The sequence below is a fragment of the Kribbella pittospori genome (assembly GCF_004331465.1).
In the GTDB taxonomy this organism is placed as follows: domain Bacteria; phylum Actinomycetota; class Actinomycetes; order Propionibacteriales; family Kribbellaceae; genus Kribbella; species Kribbella pittospori.
In genome coordinates this window covers 1-20,131 of sequence record NZ_SJKB01000034.1, presented here as the reverse complement: position 1 = coordinate 20,131, position 20,131 = coordinate 1, and the positions used below count along the sequence as shown (strand labels likewise).

The following is a 20,131-nucleotide window of genomic DNA, read 5'->3' as shown; positions in this document are numbered from 1 at the left end:
ATTGCTCGGGAGGGCTGCACATGCGGGCGACGCGACCGGGCACATCCATTCTGCTGGTGTTCGGCCTGCTCGCCCTGCCATGCGTGGACGCAACCGCCTACGAGGTGCCTTCCGCGCCGTTCGTGCAGGGGGACTCGGCGACTGCGGTGATGCCTGGGTCGGGGCTCAAGCAGACCATCAGCGTGACCGGGCAGACGGAGTTGGTGGATGCGACGACGGCGGGAGTGAGGGGGATCGCGCCGACCACGTACGCACCGCCGGTCGCGCGCACGACGCCGGCCGAGGATCTCGTGGTGAAGACCGGGACCTGCGCGTCCACCGGAAGCTGCGGCGACCGCGGCACGGTGACGATCGCGTTCTCGCAGCCGGTCCGCAACCCGGTGCTCCACCTGGCCGGGATCGGCGGCGCGGTCACGCAGACCGTGAGCGACAGACCCACCGCCCAGTCCGAGCTGCACTCGGTGCTCAAGCTCACGACCGCCGGCTTGAGCCTCACGAAGGTCGGCCAGGGCAACAACCTCGCCGTCACCAGCGACACGATCACCGCCGCGAACCATGACGCCGGTCCGAACTGCGTCAACACCAAGACCGGTGCCGGCGGCCCCGACGCCACCGCCAGCGCCGCCTGCGGTTCCGTCCGGATCAACGGCGTCGCCACCAAGCTCAGCTTCGACGTGACCGCGATCTTCACCAAGCACTCGAAGCTCCCCGCGTTCAACACCTCGACCTCCGGCGACGCGTTCTCCGTGGTTGCGTCCACAGGCGAGGATTTCGGCGACGCCCCCGAGTCGTACGGCGCTGCCTGGTCGGTGCTGAGCGACGTACGCCTCGGCAAGGACGCCTCCGAGGACAACGCGACCGTTGCCAATGGCACCACCGGTCCTCAGACGCCGGATCAGGCTGACGACGGCGTCGCCTTCAAGCCGCTCCGCACCAACGCGACCGCCTACTCCGCGACCGTTGCCGTCAGCGGCGCGTCCAAGTCGGGCCGGGTCTGCGCATGGATCGACCTCGACCGCAACGGCGCCTTCCAACCGACCGAGCGCGCCTGCACCACGTTCGCCTCCGGTCAGGGCGCGGCCACCCTCAACTGGAGCAAACTCGCTCGCCCCAAGGCCGGAGCGTCGTACGCGCGCGTGCGCATCGGCTACAACGACGCGCAGGTGGAGAAACCGACCGGTGCCGCCGACGCCGGTGAGGTCGAGGATCACCCGATCACGATCGCCCCGCCGCCACCGCCGATCCTGCTCGACGACACCGCGACCACCGCGTTCGACACCGGCCAGATCGTCAACGTCCTCGGCAACGACAAGCCCGGCGACCCGGACGCGCCACTCGAACCGGGCTCGCTCTGCCTCGTCGACGGCAACAGGTGCGTCGAGATGGTGAACGTCGTCGGCCAGGCCAAGTACGTCGCCAGGTCCGACGGCAAGATCGACGTCGACCCGGTCCCGGGCTTCGTCGGCCTGGCCAAGCCGGTCACCTACCGGGTTGCCGACAGCAACGGCAGTACGGCGACCGCGACCCTGACAGTCACCGTCGCACTGCCCGCCGGTCCGGTCGCCACGCCTGACACCGCGACCACCCCGCAGAACGTCAGCATCGCGCTGGAGCCGCTCGCCAACGACCACGCCGCCCCCGGCGTCACCCTCGTCCCCGGCTCCGTCGTACTCCGCGACCCGGCCGACGCGACCTTCAAGAAGACGGTGGTCATCCCCGGCGAGGGCGAGTACGCCGTCAAGTCCAGCGGCGCGGTGGACTTCGTGCCGAAGCCGCAGTTCACCGGTGTCGGTACGTCGATCGGCTACCGCGTCACCGACACCACCAAGCAGACGACCGAGTCCACGCTCGTCGTCACGGTCACCCCGGTGAAGCCCACGGCGAACGGCGACTCCGTGTCCACGCCGTTCGACACGGACGCCGTCGTACCGGTGCTGGACAACGACCTTCCCGGCTCTCCTGATGCACCGCTCGACCCCGCCAGCCTGCGGCTCGTCGATCCGATCAGCCAGAAGCTCGTCGACCAGGTGACCATCGCGCGGCAGGCGACGTACTTGGTGGCCGACGGCAAGATCGCTTTCCGTCCGGTGCGCGGTTTCCACGGCGTCGGCACGGCGTTGATGTACCAGGTGCTGGACAAGAACGGGACCGCGGCGCGGGCCTCGCTGACGGTCTCGGTTGACGCGCCCGGTCCGCCGGTCGCGAATCCGGACGCGGTCACGATCCTGCAGGGCGTGCCGGTGCTGGTTCCCGTGCTGGACAACGACAAGCCCGGCCCGACCGGGTCGGCCCTGGTGCCAGGCAGCGTGCGGTTGATCGCACCGACCCGCTCCGAGCCGGCGACGTCGGTCGTCGTCCCTGGGCAGGGCAAGTACACGGCGAGACCGGACGGCCGGATCCTGTTCGAGCCGGTCCGGACCTTCAGTGGTCCCGCGACGCCGGTGACCTATCAGGTTGCTGATGGCAACGGCGCGCTCGGAACGGCGGCGATCGCGGTCCGGGTGACGAAGGTCCAGCCCGATGCCACGGACGACACCGCGAGTACGGCGTACGACACCACAGCCTCGGTCGCGGTGCTGGCGAATGACACCGCGGGCAATCCGGCCGTCCCGCTGGTCCCGAGCAGTGTGCGGCTGCTGGACCCGAAGAGCCATCAGCCGAAGACGACGGTCGTCGTCGCCGGCGAGGCGACGTTCACGGTCACGCCGGACGGGAAGATCGAGGTCGACCCGCTGCCGACGTACACCGGGGTCGCGGCGGCGATCACCTACCGCGTTTCGGACGTGAACGGTTCGCTGGCCACCGCGATGCTCACCGTCACGATCGCGAAACCGGTCGCACCGACTGCGAAACCGGACACCGCAACCGGCAAACAGGGCATGCGGCTGAACGTCGACCCGCTCGCGAACGACACCGCCGGACAGGGCACCGGCCTGGATCCGCTGAGTCTGGCCCTCCTCGATCCGGCCGCCGGCTCCCTCAAGAAGCTGGTGAAGATCCCTGGTCAGGCCAGCTACCAGGTGAATCCCGACGGCACGGTCACCGTGGACCCGCTGCCGGGCTTCACCGGTACGGCGACCACGCTGACCTACCGCGTCACGGACTGGTTCGATCAGGCCGCCAAGTCGACCATCACGGTGACGGTCACCCCGATCACTCCGGTCGCGGCCGACGATGTGGCGACAACGCCGTACGACAAGACCGTCACGGTCAAGGCGCTTGCAAACGACAAGCCGGGTGACGTGACCGCTCCGCTGGTCCCAGGCAGTCTGCTGCTCACCGATCCGTCGGATGGGTCGTTGAAGGCGAAGGTCGCGATCCCGAACGAGGGCGTCTACACGGCGGCCGGGGGAGTGGTGACCTTCGATCCGGGCGCGACGTTCCGCGGTCCGGGTACGCCGCTGACCTATCAAGTGGCCGATAGCAATGGAACGCCGACCACGGCGAAGGTGTGGATCACGGTCGGCCTGCCGCCGGTTGCGGTTGCGGACACCGCGTCCACGCTGCAGGACGTCACCGTAACCGTGAACCTGCTGTCCAACGACAGCCCGGGCACTGACGCCAAGCTCGATCCTTCGTCGGTCGGCCTCCTGGATCCGGCCGCTCGGACGGCGGGGTACCTGAAGAAGGTCACGGTGGCGAACCAGGGCACCTACACCGTGCAGTCGAGTGGCGCGGTGGTCTTCGATCCGCTGCCGGCGTTCCGTGGCAAGGCGCTCGCGATCAACTATCGGGTCGCCGACTCGAACGGGAACTTCTCGGCGTCGACGCTGACGATGACCGTCACCCCGATCTGGCCCGTGACCGTGGACGATTCGGGCATCACGCCGTACAACCACCCGATCACGGTCGACGTGCTGGCGAACGACACGGCTGGTGATCCGTCGGCGCCATTGATTCGGACGAGCCTGGTGTTGAAGGATCCGGCCGGTGGATATCGCAAGACCATCACGCAGCCTGGTGAGGGCCGCTACACCGCGGCGGACGACGGGTCGATCACCTTCACTCCGGTCAAGGACTACCAGGGGGTGACAACTCCGGCGACGTACCGGATCACCGATGACAACGGGTCGACCGCCGAGGGGCTGCTGTTCCTCACAGTCGGCAAGGGTCCGGAGGCGGTCGCTGACATTGCGGCCACGAAGCAGAACGTGAAGACGACGGTCGATCCGCTGAGCAACGACAAGCCGGGCACGGCAGCTCAACTGGAGAAGACCTCAGTCCAGGTGTACGACGTGAGCACGGGGCGGTGGGGGCGGACGGCAACGATCGCGGGGCAGGCCGCGTTCGCGGTGGATGCGGTGACCGGGAAGCTCACGGTTGATCCGGCGCCGGCGTACGGCGGTGTCGTCTCGATCGTCTACCGGGTGACGGACACGAGCCGGAATTCGGCGACTGCGACCGTCGTGGTGACGGTGACGCCGGTGGTGCCTGTCGCTGCGGACGACAGCGCGTCGACGCCCTTCGAGACTGCCGTCAACGTCGCGGTGCTGGACAACGACAAGGCGGGTGACGAGTCGGCACCGCTCGCGGTCGGCGAGGTGCGGTTGCTCGATCCGGCGACCGGCGATCCGGTGACGTCGCTGGAGGTTCCGGGGCAGGGGTTGTTCACTGTCCAGCCGTCGGGTGGGATCCGGTTTGCGCCGGTGGATGGGTTCGCCGGTACGACGACGCCGGTCGGCTACCAGGTGGCCGACAGCAACGGGACGATCGGGGCGGCCTCGCTGACGGTCACGGTCCAGGATCGGCCAGTGGCGACGCCTGATGCGGCGCGGACCAAGCAACATGTGGCGGTGACGGTCGACCCGCTGGCGAACGACAAGCCGGGACCGGATGCGACCTTGGATCCGGCGACCTTGCTGCTGGTCGGTCCGGCTGGCGCACTGGTCGACGACGTGATGGTTGCCGGGCAGGGGGAGTGGTCGGTTGCCAAGGGCAAGGTGACGTTCAGCCCGGTGGCGACGTTCACGGGTACGGCGCGGCCGGCGGCGTACGAGGTGAAGGACAGCAACCGGAACTCGGCGCGCGCGACGATCACGGTGACGGTGGTGCCGGTGCGTCCGGTCACCGTCGACGACAGCGCCCGGACCGGCTTCGGCCAGGCCGTCGTCATCGCAGTGCTGGGCAACGACAAACCCGGTGACGCCTCCGCGCCGCTTACGCCGGACTCCGTCGTACTGCGTGATCCGGCGGACGGTAAGGACAAGAAGGCGGTGATCGTTCCGGACGAGGGTGGTTTCGTGGTGGCCGCGAACGGCACGATCACCTTCACCCCGGCCAAGGGCTTCATCGGTACGACGCGATCCCTCGCCTACCGGGTCACCGACGCGAACGGTACGTCGAACACGGCGCTGGTCGACGTCACCGTGGCCGCGCCGATCCTCGCGAAGGCAACGGCGGACACGGCCACCGGTACGCCGGGTAACCCGGTCGCGGTCAACCCGCTGCTCAACGACGACGGCGCGATCAACCCGGGGACGGTCTGTCTGCGCGCCGGCGCCGCCACCTGTACCAAGCGCGTCACCGACGCCTCCGGCACCTGGACCGTCGCTCCGGACGGGACCATCAGCCTCACCCCGACGGCCGGCTTCACCGGAACCGCGAAGGTGTCGTACCAGCGCACCGACGCAACCGGTGCCGCAGTCACTGCCCCGGTCAAGGTCACCCTAGGAGCGCCACCCATGTCAGCCCCTCAACCCCTCAACAACACCGAACTCCCCGCCACCGGCGGCCCACCTGCAGTCCTCGTGACCCTAGGCACCCTCCTCACCGCCCTGGGCGCCACCCTCCTAGCCCTCGCCCGCGCCCGCCGCTGAGCCTGCCCGGTCAAGAGGTTGCTGACAGCTGACTGCTCCGCGCAGATCGCATCAACCACCAGCCACGAGTCCGGTGCAGGTGAGCCGGAGGTGCGGGCGAGCAGGTCGCCGTACCGCCACGACCTTGTGCACCGATCAATCATCAGACTGCCGCTGATGTGGTCGACCTGTGCACAAGGTCGTACCAGCCGCCTGTCACTAGCGCCCTGGCCGGGGCTACCTGGAGCGTGCGGACGCACCGGTCCGGTCAGAGGTCCTGGACGAACATGATCTCGTCGCGATACTCGCCCGGGGCGACCAGGATGGCTCGTGGGTGGCGGCCGACGATGCGGTAGCCGAGGGGTTGGTAGAACTTCTCCAGGCTGAGGCCGTCGCGGATCGTCAGTTGCAACTGCTGCAGGCCGAGGTCGACACCCGAGCCGCGCAAGCCTTCCATCAGTAGCCGTCCGGCGCCGTTGCCCTGATGCGCGGGATGGACCATCACTCGCAGCACCGTGCGCCAGTGCGACTGCAGGGCGCTGCCGCGCGTCACGAGCAGCCCCATCCCGACGTACCGCGATCCGTTGTGGAGTACGCCGAGGACGTCCAGACCTGCCGCGACCCGGCCGAGTGCCTCGTCCAGCGTTTCCGCCACCAGCTCGACCGGTGCTGGTGCCGTGAAGCCGACTGCCCCACCGGCGTCGGTGGCGCCGATCCAGGTGTCCAGCAGGTCCGCCCGCAGTGTCGGGTCCAGTGCCGCGTCCGGCTCGACCTCAAGGTACTTCACGCCACCTCCAGATGCGACTCAGTTGCAGATAGTCTACGACTGGGGGTCGAGAGTGTGGCGGGGTGGAACGGCGGTGAGTTTGTCGGGGTTGCGGACCAGGTACAGCTCGGTGATCAGGCCGTCGGTGATCTCGAGGAAGGCGACGGTGTCCGGCTCGTCGCCGTCGTACGCGATGGCCGCGGTCTCGCCGTTCAGGGTCGCCATCCGGATCTCGAAGGTCGGGTTCTCCGCGATCACCGCGAACAGCCAACGGACGATCTTCGCCGCACCCTGGATCGGCCGGAGGGCCGCCTTCTTCTTGCCGCCGCCGTCGCTGACCAGGACCGCATCCGGCGCGAGCAGCGATACGACCTGCTCGAAGTCGCCGGTGCCGGCGGCCGCCATGAACTGCACGGTCAGCTCGCTGTGCCGTGCCTTGTCGACGTGATGCCGCGGCCGCCGCGCCTGCACGTGCTCCCGGGCCCGGTGGGCGAGCTGCCGGACCGCGCTCTCCGACCGGCCGAGCGTGTCCGCGATCTCGTCGTACGGGAGATCGAACACCTCACGCAGTACGAACGTCGCACGCTCGAGCGGCGAGAGCGTCTCGAGGACAACCAGCATCGCCATGCTGACCGAGTCCGCCAGCTCCACGACCGCCGCCGGATCCGCGTCGAGCTCCGGCGACATCGGTTCGGGCAGCCAGGGTCCGACGTACTGCTCCCGCCGGGCCTTCTGCTCCCGGAGCCGGTTCAGCGCGAGCCGCGTGGTGATCCGGATCAGGTACGCCCGCGGGTCGCGGATGTCGCCGTGGTCGATCGCGGCCCACCGCAGCCAGGCCTCCTGGACCACGTCCTCCGCGTCGGTGACACTGCCCACGACCCGGTACGCCGCTCCCACCAGAACAGCGCGGTGCTCGTCGAACTCGCGGGCGAGCTGCTCGTCCGCGAGATCCGCGCCGTCCTCGGTCACGTGGCCGGCCTCAGCTCGCAGAACTCCTTGAAGCCCTGGCTGGTCAGTCCGAGCGCGGCGTTGCTGCGGGACCGGAAGTTCTCCAGCGAGACCAGCGCCGTGAGCTCGACCAGTTGCTCGTCGGTCAGGTCCTGGCGCAGGCGCTCGACCTGCTCGTCGGTGACCGTTGGCGGGGTCACCGTCATCGCCTCGGCGTACTCCATCACCGCGCGCTCCAGATCCGTGTAGACGTCGCTGTCCCGCCAGCCTGGCACATCGCGCAGCTTCGCCGGGTCGACACCCTGGTGGTGGAACTCCCAGTAGCCGAAGTCCATGCACCAGCTGCAGCCGATCTGCGCCGACGGCATCATCACCGCGAGCGCCTTGAGCGTCGGGTCCAGCTTCTTCCAGCGCGATGCCGACCCCTCCAGCAGCATCGTCGACACCAGCACCCGCCGGTTGTGCAGCGCCACCTTCGCCGGATCCGGCACCTTGCGGTACATCCTCCGGCTGCTCCACTCGACCATCCGCACGAACCATGTCTTGCGGTGCTCCAGCTCGATCCGGGCCATCCCGTCCTCCTCAGGTCGTCGTCCCCCTTGCGGACACGCGCTACCCGCCCGGCCGTGACATGACGTGTGTCACAGGCCAGGATGGACAGGGCGGCGGTCCAGGATCGGTTGGATATTTTTCCAAGGTCTGGCATACTCATTCACATGAGCGTGAAGGTGGCGGTCGCCGGTGCCAGTGGGTATGCAGGGGGTGAGCTGCTCCGGTTGCTGAGCGGGCACCCCGAGGTGGAGATCGGCGCACTCACCGCCGGAGGGAACGCCGGTACGGCGCTCGGCGCGCACCACCCACATCTCGTGCCCCTGGCCGGGCGCATTCTGGTCGAGACCACGCCGGAGACGCTGGCCGGTCACGACGTGGTGTTCCTGGCCTTGCCGCACGGACAGTCCGCAGAGATTTCAGGGCAACTCGGCGCGATCGACAACACAGTCACCGTGATCGACTGCGGCGCGGACTTCCGGCTGACCGAGGCCGAGGCGTGGGTCGAGTTCTACGGCGGCGAGTACGCCGGCTCGTGGCCGTACGGACTGCCGGAGCTGCCGGGTCAACGGGACAAGCTCCGCGGGTCGAACCGGGTCGCCGTACCGGGGTGTTATCCCACCGTCTCCACCCTCGCGCTCCTCCCCGCCGTACAGAACGGTCTCGTCGATCCCGGCCAACTGGTGGTGGTCGCGGTCAGCGGGACCTCCGGCGCGGGCAAGGCACCGAAGCCACATCTGCTCGGTGCCGAGGTGATGGGATCCGCATCGGCATACGGCATCGGCGGCACCCACCGGCACACCCCGGAGATCGAGCAGAACCTCACGCCGTACGCCGAGCAGCCGGTGAGCGTCTCGTTCACCCCGGTGCTCGTGCCGATGGCACGGGGCATCCTCGCCACCTGCAGCGCACCGGTTGCCGATGGCACCGATCTCGCGACGCTGCGGCAGGCCTACGAGGATGCCTACCGCAACGAGCCGTTCGTGCACCTGCTGCCCGAGGGGCAATGGCCACAGACGCAGGCCACTCTCGGTGCCAACACCGTGCAGTTGCAGGTCACGCTCGACCAGCGCACCGGCCGCGCCGTGATCGTGGCCGCGATGGACAACCTCACCAAGGGCACTGCCGGCGGCGCCGTGCAGTGCATGAACCTGGCCACCGGACTCGACGAGACCCTGGCCCTTCCCCTCATCGGAGTTGCACCGTGACGCTTGCTGTCACCCCGTCCACCCAAGTCGATCGGAGCGCCGGGGTCACCGCGCCGGCCGGCTTCCGTGCGGCCGGGGTGATCGCGGGGATCAAACCGGCCGGTACGCCGGACCTCACCGTCGTCGTCAACGACGGACCGCACGACGTCGCCGCCGGTGTCTTCACCACCAACAAGGTGAAGGCGGCGCCGGTGCTGTGGTCCCAGCAGGTACTTACCGCCGGTAAGTTGAAGGCCGTCGTGCTGAACTCCGGTGGCGCCAATGCCTGCACCGGACCGGAGGGATTCCAGGACACGCACCTGACCGCGGAGAAGCTCGCCGAGGTGCTTGGGGTTGGAGCGGCTGAGATCGGAGTCTGCTCGACCGGCCTGATCGGCGAACGGCTGCCGATGGCCGCGCTGATCCCGGGCATCGACGCGGCCGTGGCTGCTCTGGGTGACAGTGCTCAAGATGGGTTGGCGGCGGCGACTGCGGTCATGACGACCGACAACGTGCCGAAGCAGGCTGTGCTCACACACCCCGACGGCTGGAGCATCGGCGGGTTCGCGAAGGGGGCCGGCATGTGTGCGCCGAACATGGCGACCATGCTCAGCGTCATCACGACCGACGCCGTACTCGATCAGCCGCACCTCGACCACGCATTGCGCAACGCAGTCGGCAAGACCTTCAACCGGCTCGACGTCGACGGGGGAACGTCGACCAACGACACGGTGTTGCTGCTGAGCTCGGGCGCGTCCGGAGTCACCGTCACCCCGGAGGCCTTCGAGGTCGCGCTGACCACGCTCGCCGCCGACCTGGTGAAGCAGTTGCAGGCCGACGCGGAGGGCGTCACCAAGCACGTCAGCATCACCGTGCGGAACGCCGCCACCGAGGCCGAGGCGCTGGCCGCCGCGAAGGTCGTTGCCGAGGACAACCTCTGCAAGACCGCGTTCTTCGCCTCCGATCCGAACTGGGGACGGATCGCGATGGCTGTCGGCAACGCACCGACGGCGTTCGACCCGTCGCTGCTCGACATCACCCTCAATGGTGCGCCGATCTGCGTTGCCGGCGGCAAGGGCGTCGACCGTTCCGAGGCGGACCTGAGCGGCCTCGAGATCGACGTAGTCATCGACCTGCACGCCGGCCCAGCCTCAGCCACAGTGCTCACCACCGACTTGTCCCACGCGTACGTCGAAGAGAACTCGGCGTACTCCTCATGAGCACAAGTCATGCGGATGCGGTGGAGAAGGCCGCGGTCCTGACCGAGGCGCTGCCCTGGTTGAAGCAGTTCCACGGCAAGACGGTGGTCGTCAAGTACGGCGGCAACGCGATGGTCGACGACAAGCTGAAGCGCGCGTTCGCCGAGGACATCGTCTTCCTCCGGTACGCCGGGGTCCGGGTCGTCGTCGTGCACGGCGGCGGACCGCAGATCAGCGACATGCTCGGTCGGCTCGGTATCGACAGTGAGTTCCGCGGCGGGCTGCGGGTCACCACGCCCGAGGCGATGGACGTCGTCGGCATGGTCCTGGTCGGCAAGGTCGGCCGGGAGTTGGTCGGCCTGCTCAACGCGCACGGCCCGTTCGCGGTCGGCATGTCCGGTGAGGACGCCGGCTTGTTCACCGCGGAACGTCGTACTGCGTTGGTCGACGGCGAGTCGGTCGACATCGGACTGGTCGGCGACGTGGTTCACGTACGGCCGGAGGCGGTGGTCGACCTGATCGACGCCGGCCGGATCCCGGTGGTGTCGACGATCGCACCGGACGAGGACGGTCAGGCGCACAACGTCAACGCCGACACCGCGGCGGCCGCGCTGGCCTCCGCGCTCGGCGCCGAGAAGCTCGTCGTCCTGACCGACGTTGCCGGGTTGTACCGGAACTGGCCGGACAGCGACGAGATCATCACCCAGATCGACGCCACCGAGCTCGCCGAGTTGCTGCCGAAGCTGGCCTCCGGGATGGTGCCCAAGATGGAGGCCTGCCTGCGTGCGGTCGAGTCGGGCGTCTCCCGGGCGACCGTGATCGACGGCCGGGTGCCGCACTCGCTGCTACTGGAAATCTTCACCGACGCCGGAAGTGGAACCCAGGTGATCCCGTCATGACCGAACTGCTCACCGTCGACGGCACCCAGGCGGCGCTCACCGAGCGCTACACGGGCGCGCTGATGAACACGTTCGGCGCGCCGAAGCGCGTGCTCGTGCGGGGCGAAGGCGCCTACCTGTGGGACGCCGACGGCAACAAGTACCTCGACCTGCTCGGCGGACTCGCGGTGAACTGCCTCGGCCATGCGCACCCGTTCGTGGTGTCCGCGGTGACGTCGCAGCTCGCGACCCTCGGCCATGTCTCGAACTTCTTCGCCTCCGCGCCGCAGATCGCATTGGCCGAGAAGCTGCTCGGTCTGTTCGATGCCCCGGGCAAGGTGTTCTTCACCAACTCCGGCACCGAGGCGAACGAGGCGGCGTTCAAGATCACCCGGCGGACCGGCCGGACCAAGATCATCTCCACCGTCGGTGCGTTCCACGGACGGTCGATGGGCGCGCTCGCGGTGACCTGGAAACCGGCGTACCGCGAGGCGTTCGCGCCGCTGCCCGGAGACGTGGAGTTCGTCCCGTACGGCGATGCCGACGCGTTGGCGGCAGCCGTCGACGACGAGACGGCGGCGGTCATCCTGGAGCCGATTCAGGGCGAGAACGGTGTCGTCGTACCGCCGCCCGGGTACCTGCAGGCGGCGCGGCGGATCACCTCTGCGCACGGAGCGCTGCTGTGGATCGACGAGATCCAGACCGGGATCGGGCGGACCGGGACCTGGTTCGCGTTCGAGACCGAGGGCATCACGCCGGACCTCGTGACGGTCGCGAAGGGCCTGGGTGCGGGGATCCCGATCGGTGCCTGCATCGGGCTCGGCGCGGCCGCGGAACTGCTGCAGCCGGGCAACCACGGGACGACGTTCGGTGGCAATCCGGTCGCCGCGATCGCCGGGCTGGCGGTGCTGACCGTGATCGAGCGGGACGGGCTGCTGGCGCAGGTGAATGCTGTCGGCAACCATCTCGCCTCGTCGATCATCGCGCTCGACCACCCGCTGATCGCCGACGTCCGTGGCCGCGGGATGCTGCTGGCGATCGAGCTGACCCAGCCGGTGTCGGACCAGGTGGCCGCGCTGGCGCTGGAGGCCGGTTTCGTGATCAACAACCCGATTCCGAACGCGTTGCGGCTGGCGCCGCCGTACATCCTGAGCAAGGCTGATGCCGACAGTTTCGTTGCGGCCCTGCCCGGGCTGCTCGACCACGTGGGGGCGGCATGACTGTTCGGCACTTTCTCCGCGACGACGACCTGAGCCCGGTCGAGCAGGACGAGGTCCTGACGCTGGGTCAGCAGCTGTCCGAGGACCGCTACGGGCACCAGCCGCTGGCCGGGCCGAAGACGGTGGCGGTGATCTTCGACAAGACCTCGACCCGGACCCGGATCTCGTTCGCGGTCGGGATCCCCGAACTGGGCGGCGTACCGCTGATCATCGACGCACAGACCTCGCAGATGGGGCGCGGCGAGCCGATCGCCGACACCGCGAAGGTGCTCGACCGGCAGGTCGCGGCGATCGTCTGGCGGACGTCCGGGCAGAGCCGGATCGATGAGATGGCGTCGGCGTCGCGGGTGCCGGTGATCAACGCGCTGACCGACGAGTTCCACCCGTGCCAGATCCTCGCCGACCTGCTCACCGTGCGGCAGCACAAGGGCACGACGGCCGGGCTGAAGCTCGTGTACCTCGGGGACGGCGCGAACAACATGTCGCACTCGTACCTGCTCGGTGGTGCGACGGCTGGGATGCACGTGGTCGTCGGCTCACCGGCGGAGTACCCGCCGGACCCGGCCATCCTGGCTCGCGCCGCGGAGATCGCCGCCGGAACTGGTGGCTCGGTCGCTTGGACTGCGGATCCGTACGCGGCCGTCGAGGGTGCCGACGTGGTTGCCACCGACACCTGGGTCTCGATGGGTCAGGAGGCGGAGGCGAGCGCGCGGGAGGCGCCGTTCGTCCCGTACGCCGTGACCGAGCAGCTCATGTCGAAGGCCGCGGACGATGCGATCGTGCTGCACTGTCTGCCGGCGTACCGGGGCAAGGAGATCGAGGCGGCCGTGATCGACGGACCGCAGTCGGTGGTCTGGGACGAGGCCGAGAACCGGCTGCACGCCCAGAAGGCGCTGCTGTCCTGGCTGCTGGCGAGGAGCTTCGGATCATGAACGAGCGCAGCGAGTTCATCATCAAGCACAGCGCGCCTCGTGTCTCATCCGCGCCCGGAGCGAAGCGAGGACGTGGATGAGCATCGCCGTTCCGACTACGAAGGCGGCGCGCCAGCAGCGCATCATCGACCTGCTCGGCCGCCAGCCGGTGCGATCGCAGACTGAGCTGGCGGACCTGCTCGCCGCGTCCGGACTGGTCGTCGGGCAGGCCACGCTCTCGCGCGACCTGGTCGAGATCGGCGCGGTCAAGGTCCGCGACTCGTCCGGCCAACTCGTGTACGCCGTACCAGGCGAAGGCGGCGACCGTTCGCCGCGAGCCGGTGAGGCTGCCGCCTTCGAGTCGCGCCTGGCCAGAGTCGCGTCCGAAGTCCTGGTGTCGGCCGAAGGCAGCGCGAACCTGGTCATCCTGCGCACTCCGCCGGGAGCGGCCCAGTACTTCGCGTCGGCCATCGACCACGTCGGCCTCGACGACGTCCTCGGCACCATCGCCGGCGACGACACGGTGATGGTCGTCTCCCGCAACCCCACCGGCGGCCCCGCCCTCGCCACCCGCTTCTTGTCCCTGGCAGCCCGCGAACCCAAGTAAGGAACTGTGAGTTGAGTACCGGAGAAGGTGTGGCCCTGTGGGGTGCGCGGTTCGCGGGAGGGCCGGCGGATGCGCTGGCAGCGCTGAGCAAGTCGACACAGTTCGACTGGCGGCTCGCGCCGTACGACATCGCCGGGTCGAAAGCGCACGCCAAGGTGCTGCACCGGGCCGGGCTGCTGACCGACGAGGACCTGACCGCGATGCTGGCCGGTCTGGACGGGCTGCTCGACGACGTGCTGACCGGGAAGTTCCTGCCGGCTGAGGACGACGAGGACGTGCACACGGCGCTCGAGCGCGGGCTGCTCGATCGGCTGGGTGCCGAGCTGGGCGGGCGATTGCGCGCCGGCCGGTCACGCAACGACCAGGTCGCCACGCTGTTCAAGAGCTATCTGCGTGAGCACGGCCGCGTCATCAGCCGGCTGGTGCTGGAGCAGGTGAACACGCTCGCCGAGCAAGCTTCGCGGCAGCTCGGTGTAGCGATGCCGGGGCGGACGCATCTGCAGCACGCTCAGCCGGTTCTTCTCTCGCATCACTTGCTCGCGCACGCGTGGCCACTGATCCGTGATCTCGACAGGATCGCCGACTGGGACGCTCGCGTCGCGGCCGATTCGCCGTACGGATCGGGTGCGCTGGCCGGGAGCTCGCTGGGCCTCGACCCGCAGTTCGTTGCTCTCGAGCTCGGCTTCACCGATTCGTCGGCGAACTCGATCGACGGGACCGCGTCGCGCGACTTCGTGGCCGAGTTCGCGTTCGTCACCGCGCAGATCGGCGTCGACCTGTCCCGGCAGGCCGAGGAGGTGATCATCTGGGCGACGAAGGAGTTCGGCTTCGTCGAACTGGACGACGCGTTCTCGACCGGGTCGAGCATCATGCCGCAGAAGAAGAACCCGGACATCGCCGAACTCGCGCGGGGCAAGGCGGGCCGGCTGATCGGCAACCTGAGCGGCCTGCTCGCGACGCTGAAGGCGCAGCCGCTCGCCTACAACCGGGATCTGCAGGAGGACAAGGAGCCGGTCTTCGACTCCATCGACACGCTCGAGGTGCTGCTGCCGGCGTTCACCGGGATGATCCGGACGCTGCGCTTCAACGCCGAGCGACTGGAGGAGTTGGCGCCGCAGGGGTTCTCGCTGGCGACCGACATCGCGGAGTGGCTGGTCCGGCAGAAGATTCCGTTCCGGGTCGCCCACGAGCTGGCCGGCGCGTGCGTGCAGGAGTGCGAGAAGCGCGGGATCGAGCTGTGGGACCTGACGGACGAGGACCTTGCCGCGATCTCGCCGTACCTCACGCCGGAGGTCCGCTCGGTGCTGACCGTCGAGGGCTCGCTCGCGTCTCGCAACACCCGCGGCGGCACGGCTCAGGAACGTGTCGTCGAACAACTCGCGGAGCTTCGAGCCCGGGTCACGGCTCACAGCGCTCGTCTCGGGTGAACGCAGGTTCTGTCGGCCCGTTCGCTTAGGGTGCTGCGCATGCCCGTACGCCGCTCGCTGCTCGCGGATCCCGTCCTCGAAGTGGCCCCGAAACTCCTCGGCATGGTCCTGCGCAGCACCTCGAACGAAGGCACGGTGGCAGTCCGTCTCACCGAGGTCGAGGCGTACGACGGTCCGAACGACCCCGGCTCGCACGCGTACCGGGGTCAGACCGCGCGCAACGCGGTGATGTTCGGCCCGCCAGGCTTCCTGTACGTCTACTTCACTTACGGCATGCACTTCTGCATGAACGTCAGCGTCGGACCGGACGGTCAGCCGTCGGCCGTCCTGCTCCGGGCCGGCGAGATCATCGAGGGCGTCGAGTTGGCCCGCGTACGTCGCGGGCCGCTGGAGACCCCACAGGTGAAGTTCAACCAGGCCGGCGTCCGGCAGGGGCCGGTCGTCAAGCGTCCGAAGGTGAACCCGGACCGCGACCTGGCCCGCGGGCCGGCGCGGCTGTGCGTTGCCCTCGGCATCGGCCGGGACCACAACGGCGTCGACCTGTTGGCCAAGGGCTCGAGCGTGCAACTGCTGCCCGGTCCCGGCTTCGACGGCGAACCGTCCACCGGTCCCCGGGTCGGTCTCCGGGAGGCCGCCGACCGCAACTGGCGGTTCTGGATCCCCGGTGACCCGACGGTGTCGCCGTACCGTCCGCATGTGCCGAAGCGTCGGGCTTAGTGTCCTGAGTCGGAGGTTCTCCGACTCAGGACACTAGCGTTTCGCCAGTTCCAGCACGTGGTCGAGTTGGGGGAGTCCGTGCTCGACCTCCGGGTCCGGGAACAGCCCGATGTGGTGCACCCCAGCTGCCTCCAGCGCTTGGATGTGCGCGGCCGCGTCGTCGAGCGTGCCGATGGCACCGATCTCGGTCCACCAGTCAGTCGGCATCCCCACGAGCCCGTCGGCGCCTGACTCGTCGTACAGCTTCTTCATGTCCGCGAAGAACGGCAGCGCGGTCACCCCGGGGTGGTTGTCGTTGATCCGCCACCCCAGCCACGGCGCCGTCCACTCGTACGCCGCCTTCCGGTCGCTGCGGATGCACATGGCGCTGAACACCGCGACCACGAAGCCCTCCGGCGATCCGGCGTACTCGACCGACTGCCGCACGTACGGCGGAGTGGCCGGCTCGGCGAGGACGATGCCGCCACCGACCCGGCCGGCCAGCGCCATCGACTTCGGTCCCATCACGCCGAGCAGGATCGGCGGCGGCTCGACCGGAGGCGCGTCCAGCTTCACGTCCTCGAGGTACACCGCCTTGCCCTGGAAGCTCACGTTCTCACCGGCGAGGAGCTTGGTGACCGCGGTCGTCACCTCCTCGAGCGTGGTGAGTGGCGACTTCGGGCGGACACCCATCTGACCCATCCACTCCTGCACACCGTGACCGATGCCCGGCAGGAAGCGGCCCGGTCCGAGCGCCTCCAGCGTGGCGAACTCCATCGCAGTGACGGCCGCCGTACGCGCCACCGCCGGCACGATGCCGAGGCCGACCTTGAGCCGCTCGGTCGACGTCAGCGCGGCCGAGACCAGGGACGGTCCGGCCGTGTAGAAGCAGTCCTCGATGATCCACAGTTCGTCCGCGCCGCCGGTGTCCAGGCGGCGGGCCACGTCGGTCACCAGGGCGGCGGGAAACGTGCGCGGGAAGCACATCCCGATGGCGGCTGAGGTCGGTGTCATGCGAAGACCCTAGGAGGCTGGTCCGACAGTTCTCAAAGGGCTTTGCGAGCAGTTTGGTAAAGGTCGTCCCGCGCCGCCGGGGGAGCAGGCGTAGGGGACCTTGGTCCGGGTAGGTTCGGAGTATGGCCCGTCCGCACTACGCGTCCCGTCTCGAGGACTGGTTCAACATCGGGGTGCAAGCGATCCTGCGGCGGCGCGGCTGGCGGGAGCGGATCATTCCGCACGTCGGCTACGGCACCTCGGATTTCGTCCGGGTGCTGGCCCGGGTCGTCCTCGGTCGCGACCCGCGCAACCAGCCGCGGTTCGAAGAGGACCAGGTGATGCGCGGCTGGCGTGTCTTCGTCACCGCACCGGCGACCAAGGTCGCGGTGACCGTCACTGTGGGCGGGCAGACGTTCGACGCCGTCACGGACCGGGGCGGATTCGTCGACCTGACCGTGCCGGTGGTGCTGCCGCCGGGGTGGCACGAGATCGACCTCGGTGTGCACGGCGACCGGCAGGCGCGGGCGCGGGTGTTCGTGCCCGACCCGGACGCCACCTTCGGACTGGTCAGCGACATCGACGACACGGTGATGCTGACGATGCTGCCGCGTCCGATGATCGCGGCCTGGAACACGTTCGTCCGCGATGAGCAGGCGCGACGCGTCGTACCGGGCATGGCCCAGTTGTACGACGAGCTGCTCGCGGACCACCCCGGTGCGCCGATCTTCTACCTGTCCACGGGCGCCTGGAACACGGCGCCGACGCTGACCCGCTTCCTGGCCCGGCACGGGTACCCAGTGGGGCCGTTGCTGCTGACGGACTGGGGGCCGACCAACACCGGATGGTTCCGCAGCGGCCAGGAGCACAAGCGGACCGCCCTACGCCGCCTGGCCAAGGAGTTCCCCAACGTCCGCTGGGTCCTCGTCGGCGACGACGGCCAGCACGACCCCCAGCTGTACGGCGACTTCGCGCAGACGCACCCGGATCACGTCCGGGCCATCGGCATCCGTCAGCTGACGCCTGCTGAGCAGGTGCTGTCGCACGGTCTGCCCGTCCCGAACCCGGACCCGGGTGCTCACGACCCACAGCGCCCGACAGCCGCCACAGTCCATGGTCCCGACGGGCATGCGCTTCGTCCGCAACTCCGCAGCGTCCTCACCCGCCCGGAACCCACCTGACCCCGGCACCCCGTCGTACAGGACACTTGTAGCTGACCGTCGTACTCGAGGAGAGACAAGTGACCGACAGCGGGACCGAACGCCGTACCCAGGTGCTGGACGACCTGGAGACCCGCGGCCTGATCGCGCATTCCACCGATCCCGACGCCCTCCGGGCAGCCATGGCGAGCGGACCGATCACCTCCTATGTCGGCTTCGACCCGACGGCACCCAGCCTGCACATGGGCAACCTGCTGCAGCTCCTGACGCTGCGCCGGCTCCAGCTCGCCGGCCACAACCCGATCGGCCTCGTCGGTGGGGCCACCGGCCTGATCGGGGACCCGAAGGAGAGCTCCGAGCGGGTGCTCAACCCGAAGGACGTCGTCCACCAGTGGGTCGAGAAGGTCCGCGTCCAGGTGGAGAAGTTCGTCGACTTCGACACCGGACTGCCGAACCCGGCACGGATCGTCAACAACTACGACTGGACCAAGGACCTCAACACCCTCGACTTCCTCCGGGACATCGGCAAGCACTTCCCGGTGAACCGGATGCTCGGCCGTGAAGTGGTGAAGGCGCGGCTGGAGCAGGGGATCAGCTACACCGAGTTCAGCTACGTGCTGCTGCAGTCGCTGGACTACCTGGAGCTCTTCCGGAGGTACGGGTGCACGCTGCAGACCGGAGGGAGCGACCAGTGGGGGAACCTGACCGCTGGTGTGGAGCTCATCCGCCGTACTGAATCGGGCAAGGCACACGCACTGGCCACGCCACTGGTGACGAAGGCCGACGGGACCAAGTTCGGGAAGACGGAGTCCGGCAGTGTGTGGCTGGATCGGGAGCTCACCTCGCCGTACGCGTTCTACCAATTCTGGTTCAACGCGGACGATCGCGATGTGATGCAGCTGGTGCGCTTCTACACCTTCCGTACGGCGGAGGAGATCGCAGCGCTCGAGCAGGCGACAGCCGAACGTCCACAGGCGCGTGACGCCCAGCGGCTGCTCGCGGAGGACGTCACCACGCTCGTGCATGGCGAGGAGGAGACCAGACGAGTGCAGGAGGCCTCCAAGGCGCTCTTCGGCCAGGGGGAGCTGGCGTCCCTAGACGGCTCCACACTGGTCGCCGCACTCCGCGAAGCACCCCATGTCGAACTAGGCGCCGGCGAACCGATGCCGACGTACGCCGATCTGCTCGTGAAGTCCGGCCTGGTCGCCAGCAAGTCCGCCGCCCGGCGCACGGTGGCCGAAGGCGGTGGCTACCTGAACAACGAGAAGGTGAAGGACGCCGAGTACGTGCCGGGGACGGATGACCTGCTGCCGGGTGGGGTGCTGGTGCTGCGGCGCGGGAAGCGTTCGTTTGCAGGGGTTCTGGCGTCTGCGGCGCAGGGCTGAGGTGGCCGGCTCCACTCCCACATCTGGGATGCCGAGGGCAAATTACAGCCGTGTGATTCAGCCCACCGGAAACCGATTTGACCGGCTACCTGCGAGCCACGTAATCTTCTTCTTGTTGGAGCGAGGCGCGGGACGCGAAAGCGGCCGGTCGCTCCGAACCCCCCAAGGCTAGCTGAGCCGAACCGTGTCGTCTGACCCGGGGCGGTAGCTTGGATGCGGGTGGAAGGTCAGAAAAATTGGGTCTTGACCCGGTGGTTCTGATCCGGTAAGGTAGCGCAGGTTGCCCCGGGGTCCTGGCTGAGAAGCCCGGACGCGGTGTGCGCCCGATTTTTGAGAACTCAACAGCGTGCCGAAAGTCAATGCCGAAAGATGCATTATCCCCGTTCATGGGCTTCGGATGGTCTTCTGCT

General features: G+C 68.7%; 15 protein-coding genes. 11 read left to right on the top strand and 4 right to left on the bottom strand.

Annotated elements, in window-relative coordinates:
• Positions 1–20 precede the first annotated feature (20 nt).
• A complete protein-coding gene (locus E0H73_RS44160) occupies positions 21–5,816 on the top strand; it encodes an Ig-like domain-containing protein (protein ID WP_131367099.1) in 5,796 nt (1,931 codons plus the stop codon).
• A gap of 247 nt (positions 5,817–6,063) precedes the next feature.
• On the opposite strand, the gene E0H73_RS44155 is transcribed toward E0H73_RS44160, so the two are convergent.
• Genes E0H73_RS44155 through E0H73_RS46865 form a run of 3 tightly spaced genes read right to left on the bottom strand, consistent with a single transcriptional unit; the run spans position 6,064 to position 8,081 of the window.
• Complete coding sequence (locus E0H73_RS44155) at positions 6,064–6,582, bottom strand: GNAT family N-acetyltransferase (protein ID WP_131367097.1); 519 nt, start codon at positions 6,580–6,582, stop codon at positions 6,064–6,066.
• A 33-nt stretch (positions 6,583–6,615) separates the two neighbouring features.
• A complete protein-coding gene (locus E0H73_RS46870; protein ID WP_202867903.1) occupies positions 6,616–7,530 on the bottom strand; it encodes an RNA polymerase sigma-70 factor in 915 nt (304 codons plus the stop codon).
• Positions 7,527–8,081 (bottom strand): carboxymuconolactone decarboxylase family protein, encoded by a 555-nt coding sequence (locus E0H73_RS46865; RefSeq protein ID WP_202867902.1) that lies wholly within the window; start codon positions 8,079–8,081, stop codon positions 7,527–7,529. The genes E0H73_RS46870 and E0H73_RS46865 overlap by 4 nt, the downstream gene beginning before the upstream one ends.
• 144 nt (positions 8,082–8,225) lie before the next feature.
• Here E0H73_RS46865 and argC point away from each other — a divergent pair, with 144 nt between their 5' ends.
• From argC to E0H73_RS44110, 8 genes are all read left to right on the top strand, one after another.
• Positions 8,226–9,266 carry an N-acetyl-gamma-glutamyl-phosphate reductase gene (argC, locus tag E0H73_RS44145; RefSeq protein WP_131367093.1) on the top strand — a complete coding sequence of 347 codons (1,041 nt, stop codon included), beginning with the start codon at positions 8,226–8,228 and terminating at the stop codon, positions 9,264–9,266.
• The gene (gene argJ, locus E0H73_RS44140) at positions 9,263–10,465 is read left to right on the top strand and encodes a bifunctional glutamate N-acetyltransferase/amino-acid acetyltransferase ArgJ (RefSeq protein WP_131367091.1); all 1,203 of its coding nucleotides are present in this window, start codon (positions 9,263–9,265) and stop codon (positions 10,463–10,465) included. The genes argC and argJ overlap by 4 nt, the downstream gene beginning before the upstream one ends.
• Entirely contained in the window at positions 10,462–11,343 is an 882-nt protein-coding gene (argB, locus tag E0H73_RS44135) for an acetylglutamate kinase (protein WP_131367090.1), read from the top strand. Before argJ ends, argB begins: the two co-directional genes overlap by 4 nt.
• The gene (locus E0H73_RS44130; RefSeq protein WP_131367088.1) at positions 11,340–12,542 is read left to right on the top strand and encodes an acetylornithine transaminase; all 1,203 of its coding nucleotides are present in this window, start codon (positions 11,340–11,342) and stop codon (positions 12,540–12,542) included. Before argB ends, E0H73_RS44130 begins: the two co-directional genes overlap by 4 nt.
• Positions 12,539–13,474, top strand: a complete 936-nt coding sequence (gene argF / locus E0H73_RS44125; protein WP_131367086.1) for an ornithine carbamoyltransferase — start codon at positions 12,539–12,541, stop codon at positions 13,472–13,474. The genes E0H73_RS44130 and argF overlap by 4 nt, the downstream gene beginning before the upstream one ends.
• 76 nt (positions 13,475–13,550) lie before the next feature.
• Positions 13,551–14,060 (top strand): arginine repressor, encoded by a 510-nt coding sequence (locus E0H73_RS44120; RefSeq protein WP_131367084.1) that lies wholly within the window; start codon positions 13,551–13,553, stop codon positions 14,058–14,060.
• A gap of 11 nt (positions 14,061–14,071) precedes the next feature.
• On the top strand, positions 14,072–15,487 hold the full coding sequence (gene argH, locus E0H73_RS44115) for an argininosuccinate lyase (protein WP_131367082.1): 1,416 nt from the start codon (positions 14,072–14,074) through the stop codon (positions 15,485–15,487).
• A gap of 39 nt (positions 15,488–15,526) precedes the next feature.
• Entirely contained in the window at positions 15,527–16,204 is a 678-nt protein-coding gene (locus E0H73_RS44110) for a DNA-3-methyladenine glycosylase (RefSeq protein WP_131367080.1), read from the top strand.
• A gap of 33 nt (positions 16,205–16,237) precedes the next feature.
• On the opposite strand, the gene E0H73_RS44105 is transcribed toward E0H73_RS44110, so the two are convergent.
• Positions 16,238–17,197, bottom strand: a complete 960-nt coding sequence (locus E0H73_RS44105; RefSeq protein WP_238164669.1) for an LLM class flavin-dependent oxidoreductase — start codon at positions 17,195–17,197, stop codon at positions 16,238–16,240.
• A gap of 122 nt (positions 17,198–17,319) precedes the next feature.
• Between E0H73_RS44105 and E0H73_RS44100 the strand changes: the two genes are divergently transcribed.
• Positions 17,320–18,357, top strand: coding sequence for an App1 family protein (locus E0H73_RS44100; protein WP_131367079.1), 1,038 nt, complete (start codon positions 17,320–17,322; stop codon positions 18,355–18,357).
• Between the two features lie 59 nt (positions 18,358–18,416).
• On the top strand, positions 18,417–19,721 hold the full coding sequence (gene tyrS, locus E0H73_RS44095; protein ID WP_131367077.1) for a tyrosine--tRNA ligase: 1,305 nt from the start codon (positions 18,417–18,419) through the stop codon (positions 19,719–19,721).
• Positions 19,722–20,131: the final 410 nt, after the last annotated feature.

What these genes read in the sequence shown, in the direction of transcription:
- E0H73_RS46865 (WP_202867902.1), bottom strand. Translation starts at nt 8,081, where the DNA reads ATGGCCCGGATCGAGCTGGAGCACCGCAAGACATGGTTCGTGCGGATG.
- E0H73_RS44100 (WP_131367079.1), top strand. Translation starts at nt 17,320, where the DNA reads ATGGCCCGTCCGCACTACGCGTCCCGTCTCGAGGACTGGTTCAACATC.
- E0H73_RS44120 (WP_131367084.1), top strand. Translation starts at nt 13,551, where the DNA reads ATGAGCATCGCCGTTCCGACTACGAAGGCGGCGCGCCAGCAGCGCATC.
- argF (WP_131367086.1), top strand. Translation starts at nt 12,539, where the DNA reads ATGACTGTTCGGCACTTTCTCCGCGACGACGACCTGAGCCCGGTCGAG.
- E0H73_RS44130 (WP_131367088.1), top strand. Translation starts at nt 11,340, where the DNA reads ATGACCGAACTGCTCACCGTCGACGGCACCCAGGCGGCGCTCACCGAG.
- E0H73_RS44110 (WP_131367080.1), top strand. Translation starts at nt 15,527, where the DNA reads ATGCCCGTACGCCGCTCGCTGCTCGCGGATCCCGTCCTCGAAGTGGCC.
- argB (WP_131367090.1), top strand. Translation starts at nt 10,462, where the DNA reads ATGAGCACAAGTCATGCGGATGCGGTGGAGAAGGCCGCGGTCCTGACC.
- E0H73_RS44160 (WP_131367099.1), top strand. Translation starts at nt 21, where the DNA reads ATGCGGGCGACGCGACCGGGCACATCCATTCTGCTGGTGTTCGGCCTG.
- E0H73_RS44105 (WP_238164669.1), bottom strand. Translation starts at nt 17,197, where the DNA reads ATGACACCGACCTCAGCCGCCATCGGGATGTGCTTCCCGCGCACGTTT.
- argC (WP_131367093.1), top strand. Translation starts at nt 8,226, where the DNA reads ATGAGCGTGAAGGTGGCGGTCGCCGGTGCCAGTGGGTATGCAGGGGGT.